General features: G+C 51.6%; 24 protein-coding genes and 2 pseudogenes. 16 read left to right on the top strand and 10 right to left on the bottom strand.

What is annotated here, in order from left to right; genetic code table 11:
* Positions 1-33: 33 nt before the first annotated feature.
* From RGV86_RS08620 to metK, 3 genes are all read right to left on the bottom strand, one after another.
* Positions 34-531 (bottom strand): SprT family zinc-dependent metalloprotease, encoded by a 498-nt coding sequence (locus tag RGV86_RS08620; RefSeq protein ID WP_085461150.1) that lies wholly within the window; start codon positions 529-531, stop codon positions 34-36.
* Positions 532-607: 76 nt separating this feature from the next.
* Positions 608-2002, bottom strand: a complete 1395-nt coding sequence (gene galP / locus RGV86_RS08615; protein WP_001112301.1) for a galactose/proton symporter — start codon at positions 2000-2002, stop codon at positions 608-610.
* Positions 2003-2435: 433 nt separating this feature from the next.
* Positions 2436-3590: a methionine adenosyltransferase gene (gene metK / locus RGV86_RS08610; protein WP_001062128.1), complete on the bottom strand. Its 1155-nt coding sequence runs from the start codon at positions 3588-3590 to the stop codon at positions 2436-2438.
* Between the two features lie 55 nt (positions 3591-3645).
* Between metK and RGV86_RS08605 the strand changes: the two are divergent.
* From RGV86_RS08605 to speB, 6 genes and pseudogenes are all read left to right on the top strand, one after another.
* A pseudogene (locus tag RGV86_RS08605) lies at positions 3646-3897 on the top strand (hypothetical protein).
* A gap of 110 nt (positions 3898-4007) precedes the next feature.
* Positions 4008-4151 carry a hypothetical protein gene (locus RGV86_RS08600; protein ID WP_272941840.1) on the top strand — a complete coding sequence of 48 codons (144 nt, stop codon included), beginning with the start codon at positions 4008-4010 and terminating at the stop codon, positions 4149-4151.
* Positions 4152-4246: 95 nt separating this feature from the next.
* Positions 4247-4378: an acid stress response protein YqgB gene (yqgB, locus tag RGV86_RS08595; protein ID WP_001338822.1), complete on the top strand. Its 132-nt coding sequence runs from the start codon at positions 4247-4249 to the stop codon at positions 4376-4378.
* Positions 4379-4386: 8 nt separating this feature from the next.
* Positions 4387-6363 (top strand): biosynthetic arginine decarboxylase, encoded by a 1977-nt coding sequence (speA, locus tag RGV86_RS08590; RefSeq protein ID WP_010350365.1) that lies wholly within the window; start codon positions 4387-4389, stop codon positions 6361-6363.
* Between the two features lie 143 nt (positions 6364-6506).
* Complete coding sequence (locus RGV86_RS08585; RefSeq protein WP_000758924.1) at positions 6507-7238, top strand: hypothetical protein; 732 nt, start codon at positions 6507-6509, stop codon at positions 7236-7238.
* A gap of 135 nt (positions 7239-7373) precedes the next feature.
* Positions 7374-8294 carry an agmatinase gene (gene speB, locus RGV86_RS08580; protein ID WP_000105566.1) on the top strand — a complete coding sequence of 307 codons (921 nt, stop codon included), beginning with the start codon at positions 7374-7376 and terminating at the stop codon, positions 8292-8294.
* 208 nt (positions 8295-8502) lie between these two features.
* On the opposite strand, the gene loiP is transcribed toward speB, so the two are convergent.
* Positions 8503-9261 (bottom strand): metalloprotease LoiP, encoded by a 759-nt coding sequence (gene loiP / locus RGV86_RS08575; protein WP_010347931.1) that lies wholly within the window; start codon positions 9259-9261, stop codon positions 8503-8505.
* Positions 9262-9538: 277 nt separating this feature from the next.
* Here loiP and tkt point away from each other — a divergent pair, with 277 nt between their 5' ends.
* Positions 9539-11530 (top strand): transketolase, encoded by a 1992-nt coding sequence (tkt, locus tag RGV86_RS08570; protein ID WP_000098618.1) that lies wholly within the window; start codon positions 9539-9541, stop codon positions 11528-11530.
* A 217-nt stretch (positions 11531-11747) separates the two neighbouring features.
* Here tkt and RGV86_RS08565 read toward each other — a convergent pair.
* Positions 11748-11905 (bottom strand): annotated as a pseudogene (locus RGV86_RS08565) (prohibitin family protein); the annotation flags it as partial.
* Between the two features lie 406 nt (positions 11906-12311).
* On the opposite strand from RGV86_RS08565, the gene cmtB reads away from it, so the two are divergent.
* The 6 genes from cmtB to RGV86_RS08535 are packed head-to-tail and all read left to right on the top strand — an operon-like array spanning position 12312 to position 17667.
* Positions 12312-12755: a PTS mannitol transporter subunit IIA gene (gene cmtB, locus RGV86_RS08560; RefSeq protein WP_001236693.1), complete on the top strand. Its 444-nt coding sequence runs from the start codon at positions 12312-12314 to the stop codon at positions 12753-12755.
* A gap of 27 nt (positions 12756-12782) precedes the next feature.
* Complete coding sequence (gene cmtA, locus RGV86_RS08555) at positions 12783-14171, top strand: PTS mannitol transporter subunit IICB (protein WP_085461149.1); 1389 nt, start codon at positions 12783-12785, stop codon at positions 14169-14171.
* Between the two features lie 15 nt (positions 14172-14186).
* A complete protein-coding gene (locus tag RGV86_RS08550) occupies positions 14187-15464 on the top strand; it encodes a zinc-binding dehydrogenase (RefSeq protein ID WP_085461148.1) in 1278 nt (425 codons plus the stop codon).
* A complete protein-coding gene (gene glpX / locus RGV86_RS08545) occupies positions 15461-16426 on the top strand; it encodes a class II fructose-bisphosphatase (protein ID WP_085461147.1) in 966 nt (321 codons plus the stop codon). The genes RGV86_RS08550 and glpX overlap by 4 nt, the downstream gene beginning before the upstream one ends.
* A 21-nt stretch (positions 16427-16447) precedes the next feature.
* The gene (fumE, locus tag RGV86_RS08540; protein ID WP_000224161.1) at positions 16448-16957 is read left to right on the top strand and encodes a fumarase E; all 510 of its coding nucleotides are present in this window, start codon (positions 16448-16450) and stop codon (positions 16955-16957) included.
* Positions 16954-17667, top strand: a complete 714-nt coding sequence (locus tag RGV86_RS08535; protein WP_000687715.1) for a nucleoside/nucleotide kinase family protein — start codon at positions 16954-16956, stop codon at positions 17665-17667. The genes fumE and RGV86_RS08535 overlap by 4 nt, the downstream gene beginning before the upstream one ends.
* Here the strand turns inward: RGV86_RS08535 and RGV86_RS08530 are convergent.
* Genes RGV86_RS08530 through RGV86_RS08510 form a run of 5 tightly spaced genes read right to left on the bottom strand, consistent with a single transcriptional unit; the run spans position 17639 to position 20715 of the window.
* Complete coding sequence (locus RGV86_RS08530) at positions 17639-18316, bottom strand: ABC transporter ATP-binding protein (RefSeq protein ID WP_309508386.1); 678 nt, start codon at positions 18314-18316, stop codon at positions 17639-17641. The genes RGV86_RS08535 and RGV86_RS08530 overlap by 29 nt on opposite strands.
* Positions 18310-18987: an ABC transporter ATP-binding protein gene (locus tag RGV86_RS08525; RefSeq protein ID WP_000256984.1), complete on the bottom strand. Its 678-nt coding sequence runs from the start codon at positions 18985-18987 to the stop codon at positions 18310-18312. The genes RGV86_RS08530 and RGV86_RS08525 overlap by 7 nt, the downstream gene beginning before the upstream one ends.
* Positions 18975-19682 carry an energy-coupling factor transporter transmembrane component T gene (locus tag RGV86_RS08520; protein WP_000553236.1) on the bottom strand — a complete coding sequence of 236 codons (708 nt, stop codon included), beginning with the start codon at positions 19680-19682 and terminating at the stop codon, positions 18975-18977. The genes RGV86_RS08525 and RGV86_RS08520 overlap by 13 nt, the downstream gene beginning before the upstream one ends.
* Entirely contained in the window at positions 19683-20261 is a 579-nt protein-coding gene (locus RGV86_RS08515; protein WP_000124032.1) for an ECF transporter S component, read from the bottom strand.
* Between the two features lie 22 nt (positions 20262-20283).
* Entirely contained in the window at positions 20284-20715 is a 432-nt protein-coding gene (locus RGV86_RS08510) for a PPC domain-containing DNA-binding protein (protein WP_085461145.1), read from the bottom strand.
* 371 nt (positions 20716-21086) lie between these two features.
* Here RGV86_RS08510 and epd point away from each other — a divergent pair, with 371 nt between their 5' ends.
* From epd to fbaA, 3 genes are all read left to right on the top strand, one after another.
* The gene (gene epd, locus RGV86_RS08505) at positions 21087-22106 is read left to right on the top strand and encodes an erythrose-4-phosphate dehydrogenase (RefSeq protein ID WP_000218481.1); all 1020 of its coding nucleotides are present in this window, start codon (positions 21087-21089) and stop codon (positions 22104-22106) included.
* 49 nt (positions 22107-22155) lie between these two features.
* A complete protein-coding gene (pgk, locus tag RGV86_RS08500; RefSeq protein ID WP_000111269.1) occupies positions 22156-23319 on the top strand; it encodes a phosphoglycerate kinase in 1164 nt (387 codons plus the stop codon).
* 214 nt (positions 23320-23533) lie between these two features.
* Complete coding sequence (gene fbaA, locus RGV86_RS08495; protein ID WP_000034374.1) at positions 23534-24613, top strand: class II fructose-bisphosphate aldolase; 1080 nt, start codon at positions 23534-23536, stop codon at positions 24611-24613.
* Positions 24614-24671 lie beyond the last annotated feature (58 nt).

Raw genomic sequence — 24671 nt, 5'->3', positions numbered from 1 at the left:
CCAGATCAGTAAAATTCCTGATAGTTCTACTGGTTATTGGGCAACCAGTTGTTCACCGCAGTGAACGCAGCGATAGACGGCCTCTCCACGCACCACGCGGTTATGGCGGCGCACGGTAAGCTGATGCTCCTGGCATTTACAGCGGTAAGGGAAGGTGTTGCGGCGCACGGATTGTAGCTCAAACTGATGCGTGCGGCGGGCGGGAACGCCCAGCACGCTTTCCATCATCCACTTCCATTCTTTGCCGTGCGGCGCCACACGACCGAAGTGTTTCCAGACCAACAGATGCGCCAGTTCGTGCGGCACCACTTCTTCTATAAAAGCCTCGCTGTTTTCCATCAGCAGCACCGGATTGAGGCGAATTTCATAGCTGTCCAGCCATGCTGTTCCGGCGGATGTACCACGCTGGGTGTACGAAATTTTTGGCTCCGGGTAATTACGCCCCAGCTTCAGGTTGGCCTGGGCGAGTTTTTCCCGCAGGCGAAGCATAACGGCCTGTTGGATGGCGATAGGGAGACGGGAAGTTTTCATAGCGGCTGAGGATAAAGCGAAGAAAAGATGACTGCAAGAGGCGGCTTCCTCCGCGACGGGAGGAAGCCTGAGGAGATTAATCGTGAGCGCCGATTTCGCGCAGTTTTCGACCTTTCATCAGATTACGTTCAATATGTTCCAGCGAAACGTGTTTGGTTTCCGGCACCAGCCACAGCGTCAGCAGGATAAACAGCACGTTCAGAGCCGCATACACCCAGAAGGTGTTGGCGTTGCCCAGCGTGTTGAGCATGGTCAGGAACGTTGCGCCGACGATCATGTTGGCAATCCAGTTGGTGGCGGTGGAGCAGGTGATGCCAAAATCGCGGCCTTTCAGCGGCTGAATTTCGGAGCACAGTACCCAAATCAGCGGACCGGCGCTCATCGCAAAACCGACAATAAACATCAGCAACATGGCGATAGCGAAATACTGCGCCGACGGTGAGTGAATACCGATATGCATCATTGTACCCAGCACGCCCATGCCCGCAGCCATGACGAGGAAACCCAGCGTCAGCGTTGGTTTACGTCCCCAGCGGTCAACAAGGCCGATAGCGATAAAGGTGGCGAGTACGTTGGTCAGGCCGACGATCACCGTCCCCCACATTTGCTCTGTGGTGTTAGTATAACCCGCCAGTTCGAAGATTTTCGGCGCGTAATACATGATGACGTTCATGCCGGTGAACTGCTGCATCACCTGCAACAGTACGCCAAGGAACACCGCGCGGCGGAAGTTACTGTTCTCTTTAAACAGCGCCCAGCCACTCTGTTTAACCTGCAAACTTTCACGGATTTCATCCAGTTCGCGTTTCGCTTCCGCGCTGGTGTCACGCAGGCGTAGCAGCACGCGTTCGGCATCAACAAAACGGCGTTTGGCGGCAAACCAACGTGGGCTGTCTGGCAGGAAGAAGACACCAATCAGCAGCAAAATTGCCGGGATGATAATCACACCCAGCATCCAGCGCCATGCGCCGGTGTAGCTGAAGGCGGTATCAGAAAGATAAGCACCGAGGATGCCGATGGTAATCATCAGCTGATACATCGAAATCATACTGCCGCGAATTTTTTCCGGTGCAATTTCAGAGAGGTAAAGCGGCGCGGTATAAGAGGCAACACCCACCGCCAGCCCCAGCAGAACGCGGGAAAGAATCAGCACTTCAACGTTCGGCGCAGCCGCAGAAAACAGCGAACCGGCAACAAACAGGATTGCGCCGATCATCAGGCTCTTTTTGCGCCCGAGTTTAAAAGAGAGCCAGCCACTGCCTACCGCACCGACTGCCGCACCAAACATCATGGAGCTTACGACCCATTCTTGCGTGTGCGAGGTTATCTGGAATTCATCTGCAATAAACGGCAATGCGCCAGCAATTACACCGATATCCAGGCCAAAGAGTAATCCCGCCAGAGCGGCAAGGAAGCAGACAAAAAACGTCATTGCCTTGTTTGACCGCCCCTGTTTTTTAGCGTCAGGCATGATGCCCTCCAATATGTTATTTTTTATTGTGAATTAAGATAGGTGAGTACGACGTAAAAAGATGTGAGGCAAATCACATTGGTGTAATCGCTTACACTAACATTCATCTTAGTTATGATTTAAGTGCATGAAAATAATTGAGTTATATCATCATAGATTAAACGCAGTTATCTGCAATTAAGACTTTACTGAAAAGAAATGTAACAGCTGTGAAAACTGAATAATATAGTGAAAATAGTATAAATATTTTGTTGGTGTGGTGGGTGTAATCGGTTTCAGTAGTGGTGATAATTTGCGGTAAAACGTGTTCAGGAAGAATGATGTTATTGTGCGGGCAGCTTTTTGCCGGATGCGGCGTGAACGCCTATCCACCTCGGTGAGGTAAAAGAAAAAGGCCAGCACGAGGCTGGCCTTTGAAAGCAGGGATAAAAGATTATTTCAGACCGGCTGCATCGCGCAGCAGTTGCGCTTTGTCGGTTTTTTCCCATGGGAAATGTTCGCGACCAAAGTGACCGTATGCCGCAGTCTCTTTGTAGATCGGGTGCAGCAGATCCAGCATCTGAATCAGACCGTATGGACGCAGGTCGAAGAACTCGCGTACCAGCAGGGTCAGCTGTTCAGAAGGCACTTTCTCAGTACCGAAAGTTTCGACCATGATGGAGGTCGGTTCTGCCACGCCGATCGCGTAGGAAACCTGAATTTCACAACGGTCGGCCAGACCTGCAGCAACGATGTTTTTCGCTACATAACGTGCCGCGTAGGCTGCGGAGCGGTCCACTTTTGATGGATCTTTACCAGAGAACGCACCGCCACCGTGGCGAGCCATGCCGCCGTAGGTATCAACGATGATTTTACGACCAGTCAGACCGCAGTCACCCATCGGGCCGCCGATAACAAAACGTCCGGTCGGGTTGATGAAGAATTTGGTTGCGGAAGTCAGCCATTCAGCGGGCAGAATCGGCTTGATGATCTCTTCCATCACCGCTTCTTGCAGGGATTTCTGGTCGATCTCTTCAGAATGCTGGGTGGAAAGCACTACAGCATCGATGCCGACGATTTTGCCGTCGTCATACTGGAAAGTCACCTGGCTTTTCGCGTCCGGGCGTAGCCACGGCAGAGTGCCGTTTTTACGCACTTCAGCCTGACGCTGTACCAAACGGTGTGCATAGGTGATTGGTGCTGGCATCAGCACGTCGGTTTCATTGGTCGCGTAGCCAAACATCAGACCCTGGTCACCCGCGCCCTGTTCCAGCGGATCGGCACGGTCAACGCCCTGGTTGATGTCAGGAGATTGTTTGCCGATGGCGCTCAGAACCGCACAGGAGTTAGCGTCAAAGCCCATGTCGGAATGCACATAGCCAATTTCACGAACGGTGTTACGGGTGATCTCTTCGATGTCTACCCAGGCGCTGGTGGTGATTTCACCGCCAACTAAGACCATGCCGGTTTTTACGTAGGTTTCGCAAGCAACGCGTGCTTTCGGATCCTGTTCGAGGATCGCATCTAAAACAGCATCAGAGATTTGGTCAGCAATTTTGTCAGGATGCCCTTCAGAGACGGACTCGGACGTAAAAAGGTGTTTTGCCATATTTAATATCACCAAAAGAGAATTTAGTTAGCTCAAACTGTTGTGTGGATTTTCTGTGGTAGCGGATCCTACCACGACTCTGCAGATTAAAAACACTGGCAGTCTGAGTGTTAATCAGTATGGATGGATTAACATCTGGACGGCTATTTTAGGTCACTTCTTCACCCAATTTCCACTTTTTTTTGAATCGTGTCTCATTCTGCTAAAAACGTAGCTGGAAATTTTTCCTGACAATGCTGGCATTCTGCGTATTTATCTTTTGCAATTTTCTGCCATTGTGGGGTATAAAACGCGGCGCGCGGCTTAAATAAAAAGCACACGACGTTTCTTTCGTGTTGCCACTTCCAGCCGGGTTGAAATCAGTGTTTTAGCTTGTTGGTTCGTCTTCGCAGGCGGCCGTGGAGGTGATACGAAATAATGAATCGTTGTCTGCTGCTTAATCTGTCGCACCGTTCTGGTGTAGATTCGTTCCCCGCATTCTGCATCTCTGCATTGCATACCTGCCGATGTTATACCCATCTCGGCGCTTCTCAGGATTCAAGAGCTGGCAACAGTTACTGAAGACTGAACAAGGGCGCTCTTGTAAAAAAACAAGAGTTTTCTCGTGGTTTCGCCGAACTGTCACACTTACGTTCGGTTATGTGTTTAATAATGTTATGAAAAAGAAACCGGTTGCGCAGTCGGAGCGTCAGCATACGCTGCTGGAAAATCCGTGTGCTTATGGGTTGTTATCGCAGTTTCAGGCTGCGATAGTGGTTAACTGTTTTACACTTAATAAAATAATTTGAGGTTCGCTATGTCTGACGACATGTCTATGAGTTTGCCTTCGTCAGCGGGCGAACACGGTGTACTACGCTCCATGCAGGAGGTTGCAATGAGCTCCCAGGAAGCCAGCAAGATGCTGCGTACTTACAATATTGCCTGGTGGGGCAATAACTACTATGACGTTAACGAGCTGGGCCACATTAGCGTGTGCCCGGACCCGGACGTCCCGGAAGCTCGCGTCGATCTCGCGCAGTTAGTGAAAACTCGTGAAGCACAGGGCCAGCGTCTGCCTGCACTGTTCTGTTTCCCACAGATCCTGCAGCACCGTTTGCGTTCTATTAACGCCGCGTTCAAACGTGCGCGGGAATCCTACGGCTATAACGGCGATTACTTCCTCGTTTATCCGATCAAAGTTAACCAGCACCGCCGCGTGATTGAGTCCCTGATTCATTCGGGCGAACCGCTGGGCCTGGAAGCCGGTTCCAAAGCGGAGTTGATGGCGGTGCTGGCACATGCTGGCATGACCCGTAGCGTCATCGTTTGCAACGGTTATAAGGACCGCGAATATATCCGCCTGGCATTAATTGGCGAGAAGATGGGCCACAAGGTCTATCTGGTCATTGAGAAGATGTCAGAAATTGCCATTGTGCTGGATGAAGCAGAACGTCTGAATGTCGTTCCTCGTCTGGGCGTGCGTGCACGTCTGGCTTCGCAGGGCTCCGGTAAATGGCAGTCCTCCGGCGGGGAAAAATCGAAGTTCGGCCTGGCTGCGACTCAGGTACTGCAACTGGTTGAAACGCTGCGTGAAGCCGGGCGTCTCGACAGTCTGCAACTGCTGCACTTCCACCTCGGTTCGCAGATGGCGAATATTCGCGATATCGCGACAGGCGTTCGTGAATCCGCGCGTTTCTATGTGGAACTGCACAAGCTGGGCGTCAATATTCAGTGCTTCGACGTCGGCGGCGGCCTGGGCGTGGATTATGAAGGCACCCGTTCGCAGTCCGACTGTTCGGTGAACTACGGCCTCAATGAATACGCTAACAACATCATCTGGGCGATTGGTGATGCGTGTGAAGAAAATGGTCTGCCGCATCCGACGGTAATCACCGAGTCGGGTCGTGCGGTGACTGCGCATCACACCGTGCTGGTGTCAAATATCATCGGCGTGGAACGTAACGAATACACAGTGCCGACCGCACCTGCAGAAGACGCACCGCGCGCCCTGCAAAGCATGTGGGAAACCTGGCAGGAAATGCACGAACCGGGGACTCGCCGTTCTCTGCGTGAGTGGCTGCATGACAGCCAGATGGATCTGCACGATATTCATATCGGATACTCTTCGGGCACTTACAATCTGCAAGAACGTGCATGGGCTGAACAGCTCTATCTGAGCATGTGCCATGAAGTGCAGAAGCAGCTGGATCCGCAAAATCGCGCTCATCGTCCGATAATCGACGAACTGCAGGAACGTATGGCGGACAAAATGTACGTCAACTTCTCGCTGTTCCAGTCAATGCCGGACGCATGGGGGATCGACCAGTTGTTCCCGGTTCTGCCGCTGGAAGGGCTGGATCAAGTGCCGGAACGTCGCGCTGTGCTGCTGGATATCACCTGTGACTCTGACGGTGCTATCGACCACTATATTGATGGTGACGGTATTGCCACGACAATGCCAATGCCGGAGTACGATCCAGAGAATCCGCCGATGCTCGGTTTCTTTATGGTCGGTGCCTATCAGGAGATCCTCGGCAACATGCACAACCTGTTCGGTGATACCGAAGCGGTTGATGTGTTCGTCTTCCCTGACGGCAGCGTAGAAGTGGAGCTGTCTGATGAAGGTGATACCGTTGCGGACATGTTGCAATATGTACAGCTCGATCCGAAAACGCTGTTAACCCAGTTCCGTGATCAAGTGAAGAAAACCGATCTGGATGCTGAGCTGCAACAACAGTTCCTGGAAGAGTTCGAGGCAGGGTTGTACGGATATACCTATCTTGAAGATGAATAATTAAGATTATTCCGCTGGCGGGTCGATTTATTTACGTAAATTGGCCCGCTTTCTTTTTATATATTCTTAAAAATAATTTGGCTGCTTTTATTATTAAATAATCCCCCTACAATCGCTGTATTAATTAAATAGAGGGAACGGTAATGAAAAAATGGAAAGTACGTAGCGCGTTGGTGGCATTAGTCGTGTTGTTGGCTGGTTGCTCAAGTAATGCGCAGTATAATAGCAGTGCATCGGGCAATGTCGGCACTGCCTGGGGTGGAGATGTGCACTCAACGGTTCAGGGCGTATCTGCTGAACGCGCCTGGCGCGATCCGGCAGAGATGATCGTTATTAATTATTCGACAAATATTCCTTCCGGCTACGACCGTGTTTATAGTATTCGTATTAACGAACTGGAATATGCTATTCGTGATGCGAATTTTAATTCTCTACCTATTACGCGAGTTTATGATTCATCAAATAATGAACCGCGATATATTGTTCATGCCAGAGTGGGGATGAATTATCAATTATATGTCCGTAACTACAGCCGGAACACCAATTACGAGATCGTTGCTACGGTTGATGGCCTGGATGTTCTGAATGGTAAACAAGGTTCGTTGAATAACAATGGCTATATTGTGAATGCCGGTGATTCGTTAGCGATTAAAGGATTCCGCAAAGATAAACATACCGAAGCGGCTTTTCAGTTCGCCAATGTTGCAGATTCCTACGCCGCCAATTCGGCGCAAGGCGATGTGCGTAATACCGGGGTGATCGGCTTTGCCGCCTTTGAATTGCAAGGCCCGGCGAAAAACGCGCTGCCGCCGTGCTCTGGACAAGCCTTTCCGGCAGACAACAATGGCTATGCGCCGCCACCGTGTCGTAAATAGCAACCTCGCTTGATGCCTCGCCCATTTAAGGCGATAATTAGCGCAAACTTGTGTTTCGCAAATCCAACCCTTCCTCGTCGGGCCTAACGACGCGGAAGGGTTTTTTTATATCGACTTTGTAATAGGAGTCCATCCATGAGCACCTTAGGGCATCAATACGATAACTCACTGGTTTCCAACGCCTTTGGTTTTTTACGCCTGCCGATGAACTTCCAGCCGTATGACAGCGATGCTGACTGGGTGATTACCGGCGTACCGTTCGATATGGCCACTTCTGGTCGTGCGGGTGGTCGTCACGGTCCGGCGGCTATCCGTCAGGTATCAACTAACCTGGCCTGGGAACACAACCGTTTCCCGTGGAATTTCGACATGCGCGAGCGCCTGAACGTCGTGGACTGCGGCGATCTGGTATATGCCTTCGGCGATGCTCGTGAGATGAGCGAGAAATTGCAGGCGCACGCAGAGAAACTGCTGGCTGCCGGTAAGCGTATGCTCTCCTTCGGTGGTGACCACTTTGTTACGCTGCCGCTGCTGCGCGCCCATGCAAAGCATTTCGGCAAAATGGCGCTGGTGCACTTTGACGCCCACACCGATACCTATGCGAACGGTTGTGAATTTGACCACGGCACGATGTTCTATACCGCGCCAAAAGAAGGTCTGATTGACCCGAATCATTCCGTGCAGATTGGTATTCGTACCGAGTTTGATAAAGACAACGGCTTTACCGTGCTGGACGCCTGCCAGGTGAACGATCGCAGCGTGGATGATGTTATCGCCCAGGTGAAACAGATTGTGGGTGATATGCCGGTTTATCTGACTTTTGATATCGACTGTCTTGATCCGGCATTCGCGCCAGGAACCGGTACGCCAGTGATTGGCGGCCTGACCTCCGATCGCGCCATTAAACTGGTACGCGGCCTGAAAGATCTCAACATTGTTGGGATGGACGTTGTGGAAGTGGCTCCGGCATACGATCAGTCGGAAATCACCGCTCTGGCAGCAGCGACGCTGGCGCTGGAGATGCTGTATATTCAGGCGGCGAAAAAGGGCGAGTAAGCGCCGGATAAGATGCGCACGGTGTAACAAATGTGCCATTAATGTCGGATGCGGCGTAAACGCCTTATCCGACCTACGTTCGGCACCCGTAGGCCGGATAAGATGCGTCAGCATCGCATCCGGCAATGCGCGCGGGGTGACAAATGTGCCATTAATGTCAGATGCGGCGTGAACGCCTTATCTGACCTACGTTCGGTACTACCGGACCTTACTTAATCCCATCCGCGCTCATACGATCGCGAATATGCTGGGCGCGTTCGGCGGATGCCGGATGGTCGTCAAACATTGAGCTTTGGCGACCTTCTTCCAGTTTCGCCAGTTTTTCAAAGCTGGTGGCGAGACCTGCCGGGCTGATGCCGCGTTGGCGCAACAAATCGTAGGAATAATCATCCGCTTCCGCTTCCTGGCGTTGAGAGAATTGCGAATTGACTAGCTTTTCGCCCAGGTCACCAAGTTGTGATTGCGATAAACTGCCGACAATCCCGCCCGCAGAGGCCGCAGCTACTCGCACGGCGTTTGTACCAAGTGCCACCTGCATCCCTTTCTTCACATGGCCTAACGCCACGTGCCCCATTTCGTGACCGATCACCGCTTCAACTTCGTTATCCGTCATCATATCCATCAGCCCGCTATAGACGCGGATACAGCCGTTGGCCATTGCAAAGGCGTTTACATCTTTCGCCATATACACTTTGTAATTCACCGGCTGACCGTTGATATTGTTGCCTAGCGCGTTGGCTATGGTGGTCAGACGCTTAGCATATTCACTATTGGCTGGCGCAATCGTCGCCTTGCTGTCCATCTCCTGACATGCCTGATCGCTCAGGGCTTTCACCTGGGCGTCACTCAAACTGTAAGCCTGAAAAGCTTCCGCTCCTGATGAGAGCAGTCCACTGGAGTCCATATTCTGGCAACCGGTCAGTACCGTTGCCACGCTCATTGCTACCAATAAGGCGCGAATTTTCATGTTTTCTCTTCCGCACAAGGTCAGGATTATTCTAAAAATGCGCCGTTTGCAGGTGAATCGACGCTCAGTCTCAGTATAAGGAAAAGCGCAGCGGACGGGCGAGCAGATTGCGCAACATGCGAGCATGATCCAGAGATTTCTGAAGCGGCAAAAGGATGTTCCATGTACATGACGCGCGGCTTGCGGTAAATTGTTGGCAAATTTTCCGGCGTAGCCCAAAACGCGCTGTCGTCAAGTCGTTAAGGGCGTGCCCTTCATCATCCGATCTGGAGTCAAAATGTCCTCACGTAAAGAGCTTGCCAATGCTATTCGTGCGCTGAGCATGGACGCAGTACAGAAAGCCAAATCCGGTCACCCGGGCGCCCCGATGGGTATGGCTGACATTGCCGAAGTCCTGTGGCGTGATTTCCTGAAACACAACCCGCAGAATCCGTCCTGGGCTGACCGTGACCGCTTTGTGCTGTCCAACGGCCACGGCTCCATGCTGATTTACAGCCTGCTGCACCTCACTGGTTACGATCTGCCGATGGAAGAACTGAAAAACTTCCGTCAGCTGCACTCCAAAACTCCGGGCCACCCGGAAGTGGGCTACACCGCAGGTGTAGAAACCACCACTGGTCCGCTGGGGCAGGGTATTGCGAACGCAGTCGGTATGGCGATTGCAGAAAAAACGCTGGCGGCGCAGTTTAACCGTCCGGGTCACGACATTGTCGACCACTACACCTACGCCTTCATGGGCGATGGCTGCATGATGGAAGGCATTTCCCACGAAGTTTGCTCTCTGGCGGGCACGCTGAAGCTGGGCAAACTGATTGCGTTCTACGATGACAACGGGATTTCTATCGATGGTCACGTTGAAGGTTGGTTCACCGACGATACCGCAATGCGTTTCGAAGCCTACGGCTGGCACGTTATTCGTGATATCGACGGTCATGACGCGGCATCTATCAAACGCGCAGTAGAAGAAGCGCGTGCAGTGACTGACAAACCGTCCCTGCTGATGTGCAAAACTATCATCGGTTTCGGTTCGCCGAACAAAGCCGGTACGCACGACTCCCACGGTGCGCCGCTGGGTGACGCTGAAATTGCCCTGACCCGCGAGCAACTGGGCTGGAAATATGCACCGTTCGAAATCCCGTCTGAAATCTATGCTCAGTGGGATGCGAAAGAAGCAGGCCAGGCGAAAGAATCCGCATGGAACGAGAAATTCGCTGCTTATGCGAAAGCTTATCCGCAGGAAGCCGCTGAATTTACCCGTCGTATGAAAGGCGAAATGCCGTCTGACTTCGACGCGAAAGCGAAAGAGTTTATCGCGAAGTTGCAGGCTAATCCGGCGAAAATCGCCAGCCGTAAAGCGTCTCAGAATGCCATCGAAGCGTTCGGTCCGCTGTTGCCGGAATTCCTCGGCGGCTCCGCTGACCTGGCTCCGTCTAACCTGACCCTGTGGTCTGGTTCTAAAGCAATCAACGAAGATGCTGCCGGTAACTACATCCACTACGGTGTTCGCGAGTTCGGTATGACCGCGATTGCTAACGGTATCTCCCTGCATGGCGGCTTCCTGCCGTACACCTCCACCTTCCTGATGTTCGTAGAATACGCACGTAATGCGGTACGTATGGCTGCGCTGATGAAACAGCGTCAGGTGATGGTTTACACCCACGACTCCATCGGTCTGGGCGAAGATGGCCCAACTCACCAGCCGGTTGAGCAGGTTGCTTCTCTGCGCGTGACCCCGAACATGTCTACATGGCGTCCGTGTGACCAGGTTGAATCCGCTGTAGCGTGGAAATACGGCGTTGAGCGTCAGGACGGCCCGACCGCCCTGATCCTCTCCCGTCAGAACCTGGCGCAGCAGGAACGTACTGAAGAGCAGCTGGCAAACATCGCGCGCGGTGGTTATGTGCTGAAAGACTGTGCCGGTCAGCCGGAACTGATCTTTATTGCTACTGGTTCTGAAGTTGAGCTGGCTGTTGCCGCTTACGAAAAACTGACTGCCGAAGGCGTGAAAGCGCGCGTGGTTTCCATGCCGTCTACCGACGCATTCGACAAGCAGGACGCTGCTTACCGTGAGTCTGTACTGCCGAAAGCGGTTACTGCACGCGTTGCAGTAGAAGCGGGTATTGCTGACTACTGGTACAAGTATGTTGGTCTGAACGGTGCTATCGTCGGCATGACCACCTTCGGTGAATCTGCACCGGCAGAGCAACTGTTTGAAGAGTTCGGCTTCACCGTTGAAAACGTGGTAGCGAAAGCAAAAGAACTGCTGTAATCGGTAAGATGCTTTGTGAGAAGGGTCGCGAAAGCAGCCCTTCATATTGTTGGCAAAGTGCGTGTTGTTCATACCGGATGCGGCGTGAACGCCTTATTCGGCCTACAAAATCATGCAAATTCAATAAATTGCAGGGACTGTGTAGGCCTGATAAGCGTAGCGCATCAGGCAGTTTAGCCTTTGCCATCAGTCTCAAGAGCCGCAAACGCGGCTCTTTTTACTTGGTCGAGATAAACGGAACGGTACTGCCGGGGTTCATGGTATCGGGTAATTTGCCATCCCAACGCTCAGCAGTGGTAAGGGCACAAGACCGGGATTGTCCCGCAGAGCTTCACCCCGCAGGCGAATAGTTTCGGCTTCAGCCGCACTTCTTACGCAATAGTCTCCGCTTTCATTCGATCTTCAATCGACTTCTCATAAGCGTCAGAAATTGAGCAAAGCAAGGAATATGCCCCCCTGATGTGAGAATAACAGTCAACCTCGAACAATTAAGAATCTATAAAGAAGGGGCTGTAAGATTTAATTTTATCTGTTTTCGGACTTTCAAGCTATAAATGGTGAACATGATCACAAACACAACAATCATAAATTTGTCTTATTTGCAATCCAACTCACAAACAGAAAGTTGACTTTATAATTGTTAATCGCAACTTATTGTTATTTATGGTTTGTTTACTTTTCCTCTTCTGGTGGTTCGCCTTTTTAGCCCAATTGCTTTCAATTTTTTGCGCGCGTATTTTATTTTCACCGACAGTCGGTACTCTAAAAATAGGGATAATTTATGCGGCTTATTGATTATTTTCCAGAATCATCAATCTCAGTGATACATGCAGCTAAAGACTGGCAGGAGGCTATTGATTTTTCGATGGCATCATTATTAACAAAAAATTATATCAACGAGAATTACATTCAGGCTATTAAAGATTCCACCATTAACAACGGATCTTATTATATTCTCGCAGCAGGCGTAGCAATGCCTCATGCGCGACCAGAATGTGGGGCGCTCAAAACCGGAATGTCTTTGACGTTACTTAAACAAGGTGTTTATTTCCCTGGGAATGACGAACCGATTAAATTACTCATCGGGCTTTCTGCTGCCGATGCCGATTCGCACATTGGCGCTATTCAGGCGTTAAGTGAATTACTGTGCGAAGAAGAAATACTTGAACAACTCTTAACAGCATCATCAGAAAAACAATTAGCGGACATTATCAGCCGCGAATAATAACTCTCTCCTCTACAGGATAATATTATGGAAAACAAGTCTGCTCGTGCAAAGGTTCAGGCTTTTGGGGGCTTTTTGACCGCTATGGTCATTCCCAATATCGGTGCTTTTATTGCCTGGGGTTTTATTACTGCATTATTTATTCCTACCGGCTGGCTGCCTAACGAACATTTCGCCAAAATTGTCGGCCCAATGATTACCTATTTATTACCGGTGATGATTGGTTCTACCGGTGGTCACCTGGTCGGCGGTAAACGCGGTGCGGTGATGGGGGGAATAGGGACGATTGGCGTAATTGTGGGTGCTGAAATCCCCATGTTCCTGGGTTCGATGATTATGGGACCGCTTGGCGGCCTGATGATTAAATATATCGATAAGGCACTGGAAAAACGCATCCCCGCTGGTTTTGAGATGGTTATCAATAACTTCTCATTAGGTATCGCCGGGATGGCTCTCTGCCTGCTAGGTTTTGAAGTTATCGGTCCAGCGGTGTTAATTGCCAATACTTTCGTCAAAGAGTGTATTGAGGCGCTGGTTCATGCGGGATATCTGCCTCTGCTGTCTGTTATCAATGAACCCGCGAAAGTGCTTTTCCTCAATAACGCGATAGATCAGGGCGTCTATTACCCGTTGGGGATGCAACAGGCTTCGGTTAACGGCAAATCCATCTTCTTTATGGTGGCGTCGAATCCGGGGCCAGGGTTGGGGTTGCTGCTGGCGTTTACCTTGTTTGGTAAAGGGATGAGTAAACGTTCTGCGCCCGGGGCGATGATTATTCACTTTCTTGGCGGCATCCACGAACTGTATTTCCCGTATGTGTTGATGAAGCCGCTGACCATTATCGCCATGATTGCGGGCGGTATGTCTGGCACCTGGATGTTTAATTTGCTGGACGGTGGTCTGGTGGCAGGCCCAAGTCCGGGGTCTATCTTTGCCTACCTGGCACTGACGCCGAAAGGTTCGTTCCTGGCGACAATCGCCGGTGTTACACTCGGTACTCTGGTGTCCTTTGCCATCACTTCCCTGATACTGAAGATGGAAAAAACGGTGGAAACGGAGAGCGAAGATGAGTTTGCTCAGTCAGCCAATGCGGTTAAAGCGATGAAACAAGAAGGTGCATTCTCGTTAAGCCGGGTTAAGCGTATTGCCTTTGTTTGCGATGCGGGGATGGGCTCCAGCGCGATGGGCGCAACCACCTTCCGTAAGCGCCTGGAAAAAGCGGGGCTGGCAATAGAAGTAAAACATTACGCGATAGAAAACGTGCCTGCGGATGCCGATATTGTGGTCACACACGCCAGTCTGGAAGGGCGCGTGAAACGTGTGACGGACAAACCACTGATATTGATTAATAACTACATTGGTGATCCAAAACTCGACACCTTATTTAATCAATTAACCGCCGAACATAAACACTGATTACAGAGATAAAAAATGAAAACCAAAGTTGCTGCTATTTATGGCAAGCGGGATGTCCGTCTGCGCGAATTTGAACTGCCAGAAATTACCGATAATGAACTGTTAGTGAGTGTAATTTCTGACAGCGTCTGTTTATCGACCTGGAAAGCGGCGTTACTCGGTAGTGAACATAAACGCGTACCCGACGATTTAGAAAATCATCCGGTCATTACCGGGCATGAATGTGCCGGGGTTATTGTCGAAGTGGGTAAAAATCTCACTGGCAAATATAAAAAAGGCCAGCGTTTTGTATTGCAACCGGCAATGGGATTACCCAGTGGATATTCAGCCGGATACAGCTACGAATATTTCGGCGGTAATGCCACCTATATGATTATTCCCGAAATCGCCATTAACCTGGGCTGTGTATTACCTTATCACGGTTCTTATTTTGCAGCGGCGTCGCTCGCGGAGCCGATGTGTTGCATAATTGGCGCTTATCATGCCAATTATCACACCACGCAATATGTTTATGAGCACCGCATGGGCGTCAAACCTGGCGGCAATATTGCGCTGCTGGCCTGTGCTGGCCCGATGGGAATTGGCGCTATCGATTACGCCATTAACGGCGGCATACAACCGTCGCGGGTAGTGGTGGTCGATATCGACGAAAAACGCCTGGCACAGGTGCAGAAGTTGCTGCCGGTAGAACTGGCGGCCAGTAAAGGCATTGAGCTGGTGTATGTGAATACCAAAGGGATGAGCGATCCAGTCCAGACGCTGCGGACGCTGACAGGAGATGCCGGGTTCGATGACGTGTTTGTCTATGCGGCGGTGTCTTCGGTCGTTGAGATGGCTGATGAGTTGCTGGCAGAAGACGGCTGCCTGAACTTCTTTGCCGGCCCGACGGATAAAAACTTCAAAGTGCCGTTTAACTTCTACAACGTCCATTACAACAGCACGCACGTCGTCGGTACATCCGGCGGTTCAACGGACGACATGAAAGAGGCGATTGCCCTTAGCGCCACGGGGCAGTTGCAACCGTCGTTTATGGTGACCCATATTGGTGGGCTGGATGCGGTGCCAGAAACCGTGCTCAATCTGCCGGATATCCCCGGCGGTAAAAAACTCATTTATAACGGCGTCACCATGCCGCTCACTGCCATTGCCGATTTTGCCGAAAAAGGCAAAACCGATCCGCTGTTTAAAGAGCTGGCGCGGCTGGTTGAGGAAACGCACGGCATCTGGAATGAACAGGCCGAGAAATATCTGCTGGCGCAATTTGGCGTTGATATCGGGGAGGCCGCGCAATGATATCCCTGGCGTGGCCATTATTTCGCGTTACGGAACAGGCAGCGTTGGCTGCCTGGCCGCAAACCGGATGTGGCGATAAAAATAAAATTGATGGCCTGGCGGTCACTGCGATGCGCCAGGCATTAAACGACGTCGCTTTTCGTGGGCGAGTGGTTATCGGCGAGGGAGAAATTGACCATGCGCCGATGCTGTGGATTGGCGAAGAGGTGGGCAAAGGCGATGGGCCAGAAGTCGATATCGCGGTTGACCCGATTGAAGGCACGCGGATGGTGGCGATGGGGCAGAGCAATGCGCTGGCGGTCATGGCCTTCGCCCCACGAGACAGCTTGCTTCACGCGCCCGATATGTATATGAAAAAACTGGTCGTTAATCGACTGGCTACCGGGGCAATCGATCTGTCTTTGCCCCTTACTGAAAACTTGCGCAACGTGGCGAAAGCGTTAGGTAAACCACTGGATCGGTTACGTATGGTTACGCTGGATAAACCGCGTCTGAGTGCCGCGATTGAGGAAGCGACGCAGCTTGGCGTGAAGGTTTTTGCCCTGCCGGATGGCGATGTCGCCGCCAGTGTACTGACCTGCTGGCAGGATAATCCTTACGACGTGATGTACACCATCGGCGGCGCGCCGGAAGGCGTTATCTCTGCCTGTGCTGTTAAAGCATTAGGCGGGGATATGCAGGCGGAATTAATCGATTTTTGCCAGGCCAAAGGTGACTACACCGAAAATCGGCAAATTGCAGAGCAGGAGCGCAAGCGGTGTAAGGAAATGGGAGTTGACGTTAACCGTGTGTACTCACTCGACGAACTGGTGAGGGGAAAAGACATCCTCTTTAGTGCCACGGGCGTCACGGGTGGAGAGCTGGTGAACGGTATACAACAGACGGCGAATGGAGTGCGGACGCAGACATTACTGATCGGCGGCGCGGACCAAACGTGTAATATAATTGATTCCCTGCATTGATGGTGATCTATCGGAAGACGAATGGCGACGCTGACAGAAGATGATGTGCTTGAGCAACTGGACGCACAGGACAATTTATATTCATTTATGAAAACTGCGCATTCTATTTTGCTCCAGGGGATACGCCAGTTTCTGCCGTCGCTATTTGTCGATAACGATGAAGAGATCGTCGAATATGCAGTGAAACCGTTACTCGCCCAAAGCGGCCCGCTTGACGATATTGATGTTGCGCTGCGTTTGATTTATGCGCTGGGGAAAATGGATAAATGGCTGTACGCCGATATCACGCATTTTTCCCAGTTCTGGCATTACCTGAACGAACAGGATGCCCCCCCAGGATTTGCCGATGACATAACCTGGGATTTTATCAGCAACGTCAATAGTATAACCCGCAATGCGACGCTCTATGATGCGTTAAAGGCGATGAAGTTCGCCGATTTCGCCGTCTGGTCAGAGGTGCGTTTTAGCGGGATGGTCAAAACGGCGCTGACGCTGGCAGTAACGACCACCTTAAAGGAATTAACGCCGTGAAAATTGAATTAACGGTGAATGGGCTGAAGGTACAGGCGCAGTACCATGATGATGAGATAAAAAATGTACATAAACCGTTGCTGCGCATGTTGGCGGCCTTACAGACGGTAAATCCACAGCGGCGTGCGGTGGTATTTCTTTGCGCTCCGCCGGGGACGGGTAAATCTACCCTAACCACCTTCTGGGAATATCTCGCGCAACAAGACCCGGAACTACCCGCTATTCAGACGCTCCCGATGGATGGTTTTCACCATTACAACATCTGGCTGGATGAGCATCAGCTTCGCTCTTATAAAGGCGCACCGCAGACGTTCGACGTGGCGAAACTGGCGGAAAATCTGCGCCGGGCAGTGGAAGGGGATTGTACGTGGCCGCAGTACGATCGACAAAAGCATGATCCCATAGAAGATGCATTACACGTTACTGCACCGATCATTATCGTAGAAGGAAATTGGCTGTTATTGGATGACGAGAAATGGCGCATGCTTGCGCAATTTTGTGATTTCTCGATCTTTATCAACGCGCCCGCAGCTGCGTTACGGGAACGGCTGGTGGGGCGCAAGCTGGCGGGAGGGTTATCGCTGGCAGACGCTGAAGCCTTTTATGAACGTACCGACGGCCCAAATGTTCGCCGGGTGCTTGAACAGAGTCTGCCCGCAAATTTGACCTTAATGATGACGGCTAGCGGCGAATATCGTCTGGCAGATTGACCTCTTTCACAGTGCCGTCTTCCAGACGGATAACACGGGAAAAATGACGCCGGGTAAATGCGGCGTCATGACTGATTGCCACGACACTCGCGCCTTGTTGGCGGCATTTTTCCAGCCAGCACTCAAACACGCCCAGCCAGTTTTCGTCAAAATCCCGACTGGGTTCATCCAGCAACAACAGTGACGGGGCGAGAGCTTCCAGACTGGCGACGGCGACCATCCGTCGCTGTGCGCTATGCAGGTCTAACGGATGCGCGCTGGCAACGTCTGCTAACTGACAACATTGCAGGGCGTATTCGGTGCGTTTTGCGATGTCTGCGGGTGAGAATTTTTGTAATTTCAGACCAAAGGCGACCTCTTCGGCGACGGTGCTATGAAACAACTGGTTTTCCGCTTCCTGAAACAGTACGCCAATTTTTGCCGCGCGCTGGCGGTTCTTAAGCGTATGTAATGCCTGTTGTTGCAATATTACTGTACCGGAAGATGGGGGAAGAAGACCCGCCATGATGCGTAACAGTGTCGATTTTCCCGCGCCGTTGTCGCCGGTCAGCGCCAGCCATTCACCTTGTTTAAGTTGCAGCGAAATGTTGCAAAGACAATCTGTTGCCGCGCCAGGCCAGCGATAAGTCACCTGATTTAACGTTAACATAATGGCTGGAGTACTCCGTCATGTAACCGCCAGGAATGCTGGCAATAGTTCAGAAAAGGTGTGGGATGACGTTCAAACAGAATAACCAGCGAACCGCATTCCATCGCCCAGTGCTGCAAACGCTGCAACAGAATTTCGCTGGCTTGTGATGTCAGGCGGCTAAAGGCTTCATCAAGAATTAATAGTTTTGGTTGCATAGCGATGGCACAGGCGATAACCACGCGTTGGGTTTCTCCACCGGAGAGTGTTGCCGGATGGCGATGACGCAACGGCTGGCACTCGGTCAGGGTCAGGGCAGCGTCAATGCGCGCCATAACCTTTGCTTCATCAAGACACAGATTTTCTGGCCCAAAGGCAACCTCTTCTTCCACGCTAAAGGTACAGCCGGAAAGCTGCAAATAGGGAGATTGCTGGACGAGTTGAATGGTAGCGGCTTGTTCGCTTAGCGAGAGTTGCCCAATGGGCGTATTGAGGAGCATTCCCGTGCCAGCGATGTCACCCGGCAGGAAGTCCGGATACCAACCCGCCATCAGTTGCGCCAGCGTGCTTTTGCCGCTGCCGTTGTCTCCAAAGATGGCGACCATCCCCGGGTTGTCATAGTGAAAGTCATAACAGAATGGAGAGTGCGTTGAGTGCGTCGGGCAATAGCGAAACTGTTCTAACGTAACCATAGCCACACTCCCGGTTCTGCCAGCATCAGCAATATCATGGTGTAACGAGCCACTTTTTGTAATTTACTGTCAGGTGGTGCCCATAGCGTAGTGCGCCGGTTATGTAAGCGAAATGCCCGCATATCCAGCGCCGCACCACGGATCGCCAGATCGTTAAGCGCATTATGGGTTAATGGTATGATTAACGCCGGCATCGCACATAAGCGTTGATACCAGCTTTCATCCAGCGGCACGCCACGCGCACGCTGTGCTTCATGAATAATCGCTAATTGCCGTTTTAACTGCTCAACGACCAGCAGCGGTCCGGCAAACAGATAAGCGACGCCCGGCGGCAGGCGAGAAGCAAACAAAGCGCGGATAAATCGTTGCACGGGGACGTACTGCATCCACAACTGCGAAGTGGAAACAATCGCCAGAATGCGCAGCCAGAGCGTAATAGCAAATGCCCAACGTTCTGGGTTGCGCGGTGTTCCGCTTATCCATTCTGTCAGCCAGCCACCGTGCACCAGCCACAGGCCGCCCCCCAGCGAAAACATCAGCCAGGCGACATATTTTGCTCGCCGCCGCGTGGCCTTTAACGCAATAAGGCAGAGAAAGGTCGCCGCGCTATAGACTGGCAAAATGGTCTGCGCGGGCAGGATTAGCGTGGTGCAGGCTGCCAGCGCCCACAGCGTTAATGAGGTAAACGGATGCATTTAGCGCACGGCAGCCATTGCCGGAAAATGACGCGTGGTGCGAATCGGCAGCTGGCGCAGTAAAAGCCAGACAATCACCGCTGTAAGAATTTTATCGACCAGGTTTGCGCCTATCACCGTAATCGCCACCGACTCCACCAGGTTTTGCCCCATAGAGTGCATCCAGGCAACGAACAAATCGGCTCCGCTACCGGTGACACCGCCGAACAGAGCAGTACGTAACGGTACAGCAACGACAGTGACCGCAAGCGTAATAATCACGCCGCTGACAACGACTTTCGGCAGGGTGCGAAACCAACCCGCTCGCGCCAGCCAACCGGCGACCAGGCCGATGACCATCGCGACGGGCGCAAATGCGGCGGCGATCGGGTCGGTCAGCAATCCCCAGAGTAAATTGGTCAGTAAGCCGGTCAGCATCCCGATCACCGGACCAAGCAGTACCGCGCTAATAAGTGTGCCGATGGAGTCGAGAAATATAGGTAATTTGACCATGCTGGCCAGTTGCCCGCCGATCATATTGATGGCGATAGAGATAACGATCAACACCAGTGCCTGACTGGAAAAGCGGCGACGCGCCATAAGAAAACCTCTCTGAAAGTAGTTATTTAACGGGGGAAATATGCAACTCGTCGTAACCAGAAAGCGCGCAAGACTGGCGGCTAAACGCCAGTTCCTCAAGGCAGCCGATCACCAGTTCAAGCGTGGTGCGCACGGTACAGCCGGGCATCATATGACCGCCAAGCATCGCGCCGTGTGGATCGGAAACGCAGAGATGAAGATGCTCACCACTCTGTTCCAGCGTGCCGTTCAGTGCGATGACTTCAAACTTACCGCTTAGAAGGGTGGTGTTTTCTTGCCCGGCATAGCGCAAAGCGACATCAGTCAGACTGCCGGTACAACCTGCAATCCACGCGGCGTGGAGTTGTTGTTGCTGCGCGAAGACGCGCAATTGGGAGAGAACTTCCTGCCCGGGGAGCAGGCGCAGCGCGTAAAAGCGTGCGGAGGAAGAATATGGGTAGGGCAATGTCATCATTGGAGTACTCCGAAACTCGGACGTATTGCGGATAATATCGACGCTGCATCAGTCATATTCTGATATAAGTCAGGGTTTGTGACGGCACAACGAAAAGATTTTGCTACGCTTATTCGTGATTCTGCAAAGTGGAATAAATTCCACAGGGGCGGGGCTGAAAACGTGACGTAAGTCAGATAATTGTCTTCTTTGACTGGACAATCATTCCTTTTATTCCACGTTTCGCTTATCCTAGCTGAAGCGTTTCAGTCGATTAAATGTTCGACAATTAACCAATCAGTCGCAGTTTGCGACAGGTAAGGTTTCCCCGGACGATTTGCTGGATTACTCTGTCTGGCAAATTTGCTCAGGGAAAACCTTGCAGGAGATCTATGACCGTACGCGTAGCGATAAATGGCTTCGGTCGCATCGGGCGTAATGTGGTTCGTGCTTTGTATGAATCCGGACGCCGGGCGGAAATTACCGTGGTGGCAATCAACGAACTGGCGGATGCTGCGGGCATGGCGCATTTGTTGAAATATGACACCAGTCATGGCCGTTTTGCATGGGAAGTACGTCAGGAACGCGATCAACTTTTTGTTGGTGATGACGCCATCCGCGTATTGCATGAACGTTCACTGCAATCGCTCCCCTGGCGTGAACTTGGCGTTGATGTAGTCCTCGACTGCACCGGCGTATATGGCTCCCGCGAGCATGGCGAAGCGCACATTGCCGCCGGGGCTAAAAAAGTGCTCTTTTCACATCCTGGCAGTAACGATCTCGACGCGACCGTTGTTTACGGCGTCAATCAGGATCAACTTCGTGCGGAACACCGCATCGTTTCTAACGCTTCCTGTACCACGAATTGCATAATTCCCGTCATCAAATTGTTAGATGATGCGTACGGTATTGAGTCCGGCACTGTGACCACAATTCACTCCGCCATGCACGATCAACAGGTTATTGATGCATACCATCCTGACCTGCGTCGCACCCGGGCAGCCAGCCAGTCGATCATTCCGGTCGATACTAAACTGGCCGCCGGTATCACACGATTTTTTCCGCAATTTAACGATCGCTTTGAAGCGATTGCGGTACGTGTGCCAACCATAAATGTGACGGCAATCGATTTAAGCGTGACGGTGAAGAAACCTGTAAAAGCCAATGAAGTCAACCTGTTGCTGCAAAAAGCAGCACAAGGTGCATTTCATGGTATAGTTGACTATACGGAATTGCCGTTGGTCTCTGTAGATTTTAACCACGATCCGCACAGTGCCATTGTCGATGGCACCCAAACCCGGGTCAGTGGTGCACACCTGATCAAAACGTTGGTCTGGTGCGATAACGAATGGGGCTTTGCTAACCGAATGCTCGACACGACGTTAGTTATGGCTACTGTTGCTTTCAGGTAAGACGCAAGCAGCGTCTGCAAAACTTTTAGAATCAACGAGAGGATTCACCATGTCTGTAATTAAGATGACCGATCTGGATCTTGCTGGGAAACGTGTATTTATCCGTGCGGATCTGAACGTACCAGTAAAAGACGGGAAAGTAACCAGCGACGCACGTATCCGTGCTTCTCTGCCGACCATCGAACTGGCTCTGAAACAAGGCGCTAAAGTGATGGTAACTTCCCACCTGGGTCGTCCTACCGAAGGCGAGTACAACGAAGAATTCTCTCTGCTGCCGGTTGTTAACTACCTGAAAGACAAACTGTCTAACCCGGTTCGTCTGGTTAAAGATTACCTCGACGGCGTTGATGTTGCTGAAGGTGAACTGGTTGTTCTGGAAAACGTTCGCTTCAACAAAGGCGAGAAGAAAGACGACGAAACCCTGTCCAAAAAATACGCTGCACTGTGCGACGTATTCGTAATGGACGCATTCGGTACTGCTCACCGCGCGCAAGCTTCTACTCACGGTATCGGTAAATTCGCTGACGTTGCGTGCGCAGGTCCGCTGCTGGCGGCTGAATTGGACGCGCTGGGTAAAGCACTGAAAGAACCAGCTCGCCCGATGGTGGCTATCGTTGGTGGTTCCAAAGTTTCTACCAAACTGACCGTTCTGGACTCCCTGTCTAAAATCGCTGACCAGCTGATCGTTGGTGGTGGTATCGCTAACACCTTTATCGCGGCACAAGGCCACGATGTGGGTAAATCCCTGTATGAAGCTGACCTGGTTGACGAAGCTAAACGTCTGCTGACCACCTGCAACATCCCGGTTCCGTCTGATGTTCGCGTAGCAACTGAGTTCTCTGAAACTGCTCCAGCTACTCTGAAATCTGTTAACGACGTGAAAGCTGACGAGCAGATCCTGGATATCGGCGACGCTTCTGCGCAAGAACTGGCTGAAATCCTGAAGAATGCGAAAACCATTCTTTGGAACGGCCCGGTTGGCGTGTTCGAATTCCCGAACTTCCGCAAAGGTACTGAAATCGTGGCTAACGCTATCGCAGACAGCGAAGCGTTCTCCATTGCTGGTGGCGGCGACACTCTGGCAGCAATCGACCTGTTCGGCATCGCTGACAAAATCTCCTACATCTCCACTGGCGGCGGCGCATTCCTCGAATTCGTGGAAGGTAAAGTACTGCCTGCAGTAGCGATGCTCGAAGAGCGCGCTAAGAAGTAAAAAATCACAGGGCAGGGAAACCTGCCCTTGTTTCAGCGCGCTTTTAGAGCACGCATTTTTTCATACTCTAAATAATTCGAGTTGCAGGAAGGCGACAAGAGAGTGAATCCCCAGGAGCTTACATAAGTAAGTGACTGGGGTGAGCGAACGCAGACGCAGCACATGCAACTTGAAGTATGACGAGTATAAGGCCCGACGATACAGGACAAGAGACATGTCTAAGATTTTTGATTTCGTAAAACCTGGCGTAATCACTGGTGATGACGTACAGAAAGTTTTCCAGGTAGCAAAAGAAAACAACTTCGCACTGCCAGCAGTAAACTGCGTCGGTACTGACTCCATCAACGCCGTACTGGAAACCGCTGCTAAAGTTAAAGCGCCGGTTATCGTTCAGTTCTCCAACGGTGGTGCTTCCTTTATCGCTGGTAAAGGCGTGAAATCTGACGTTCCGCAGGGTGCTGCTATCCTGGGCGCGATCTCTGGTGCGCATCACGTTCACCAGATGGCTGAACATTATGGTGTTCCGGTTATTCTGCATACCGACCACTGCGCGAAGAAACTGCTGCCGTGGATCGACGGTCTGCTGGACGCGGGTGAAAAACACTTCGCTGCTACCGGCAAGCCGCTGTTCTCTTCCCACATGATCGACCTGTCTGAAGAATCTCTGCAAGAGAACATCGAAATCTGCTCTAAATACCTGGAGCGCATGTCCAAAATCGGCATGACTCTGGAAATCGAACTGGGTTGCACCGGTGGTGAAGAAGATGGCGTGGACAACAGCCACATGGACGCTTCTGCACTGTACACCCAGCCAGAAGACGTTGATTACGCATACACCGAGCTGAGCAAAATCAGCCCGCGTTTCACCATCGCAGCGTCCTTTGGTAACGTACACGGCGTTTACAAGCCGGGTAACGTGGTTCTGACTCCGACTATCCTGCGCGACTCTCAGGAATATGTTTCTAAGAAACACAACCTGCCGCACAACAGCCTGAACTTCGTATTCCACGGCGGTTCCGGTTCTACTGCTCAGGAAATCAAAGACTCCGTAAGCTACGGCGTAGTGAAAATGAACATCGATACCGATACCCAATGGGCAACCTGGGAAGGTGTTCTGAACTACTACAAAGAAAACGAAGCTTACCTGCAGGGTCAGCTGGGCAACCCGAAAGGCGAAGATCAGCCGAACAAGAAATACTACGATCCGCGCGTATGGCTGCGTGCCGGTCAGACTTCGATGATCGCTCGTCTGGAAAAAGCATTCAAGGAACTGAACGCGATCGACGTTCTGTAAGATATTCCTTTCTGCTTATCTCAAGACCCGCTCTGCGGGTCTTTTTTTTCGCCAAAAG

It is taken from the genome of Escherichia ruysiae, from assembly GCF_031323975.1.
GTDB lineage: Bacteria > Pseudomonadota > Gammaproteobacteria > Enterobacterales > Enterobacteriaceae > Escherichia > Escherichia ruysiae.
Note: the sequence above shows the minus strand (reverse complement) of the source record. Positions and strands in the feature narration are given on the sequence as shown.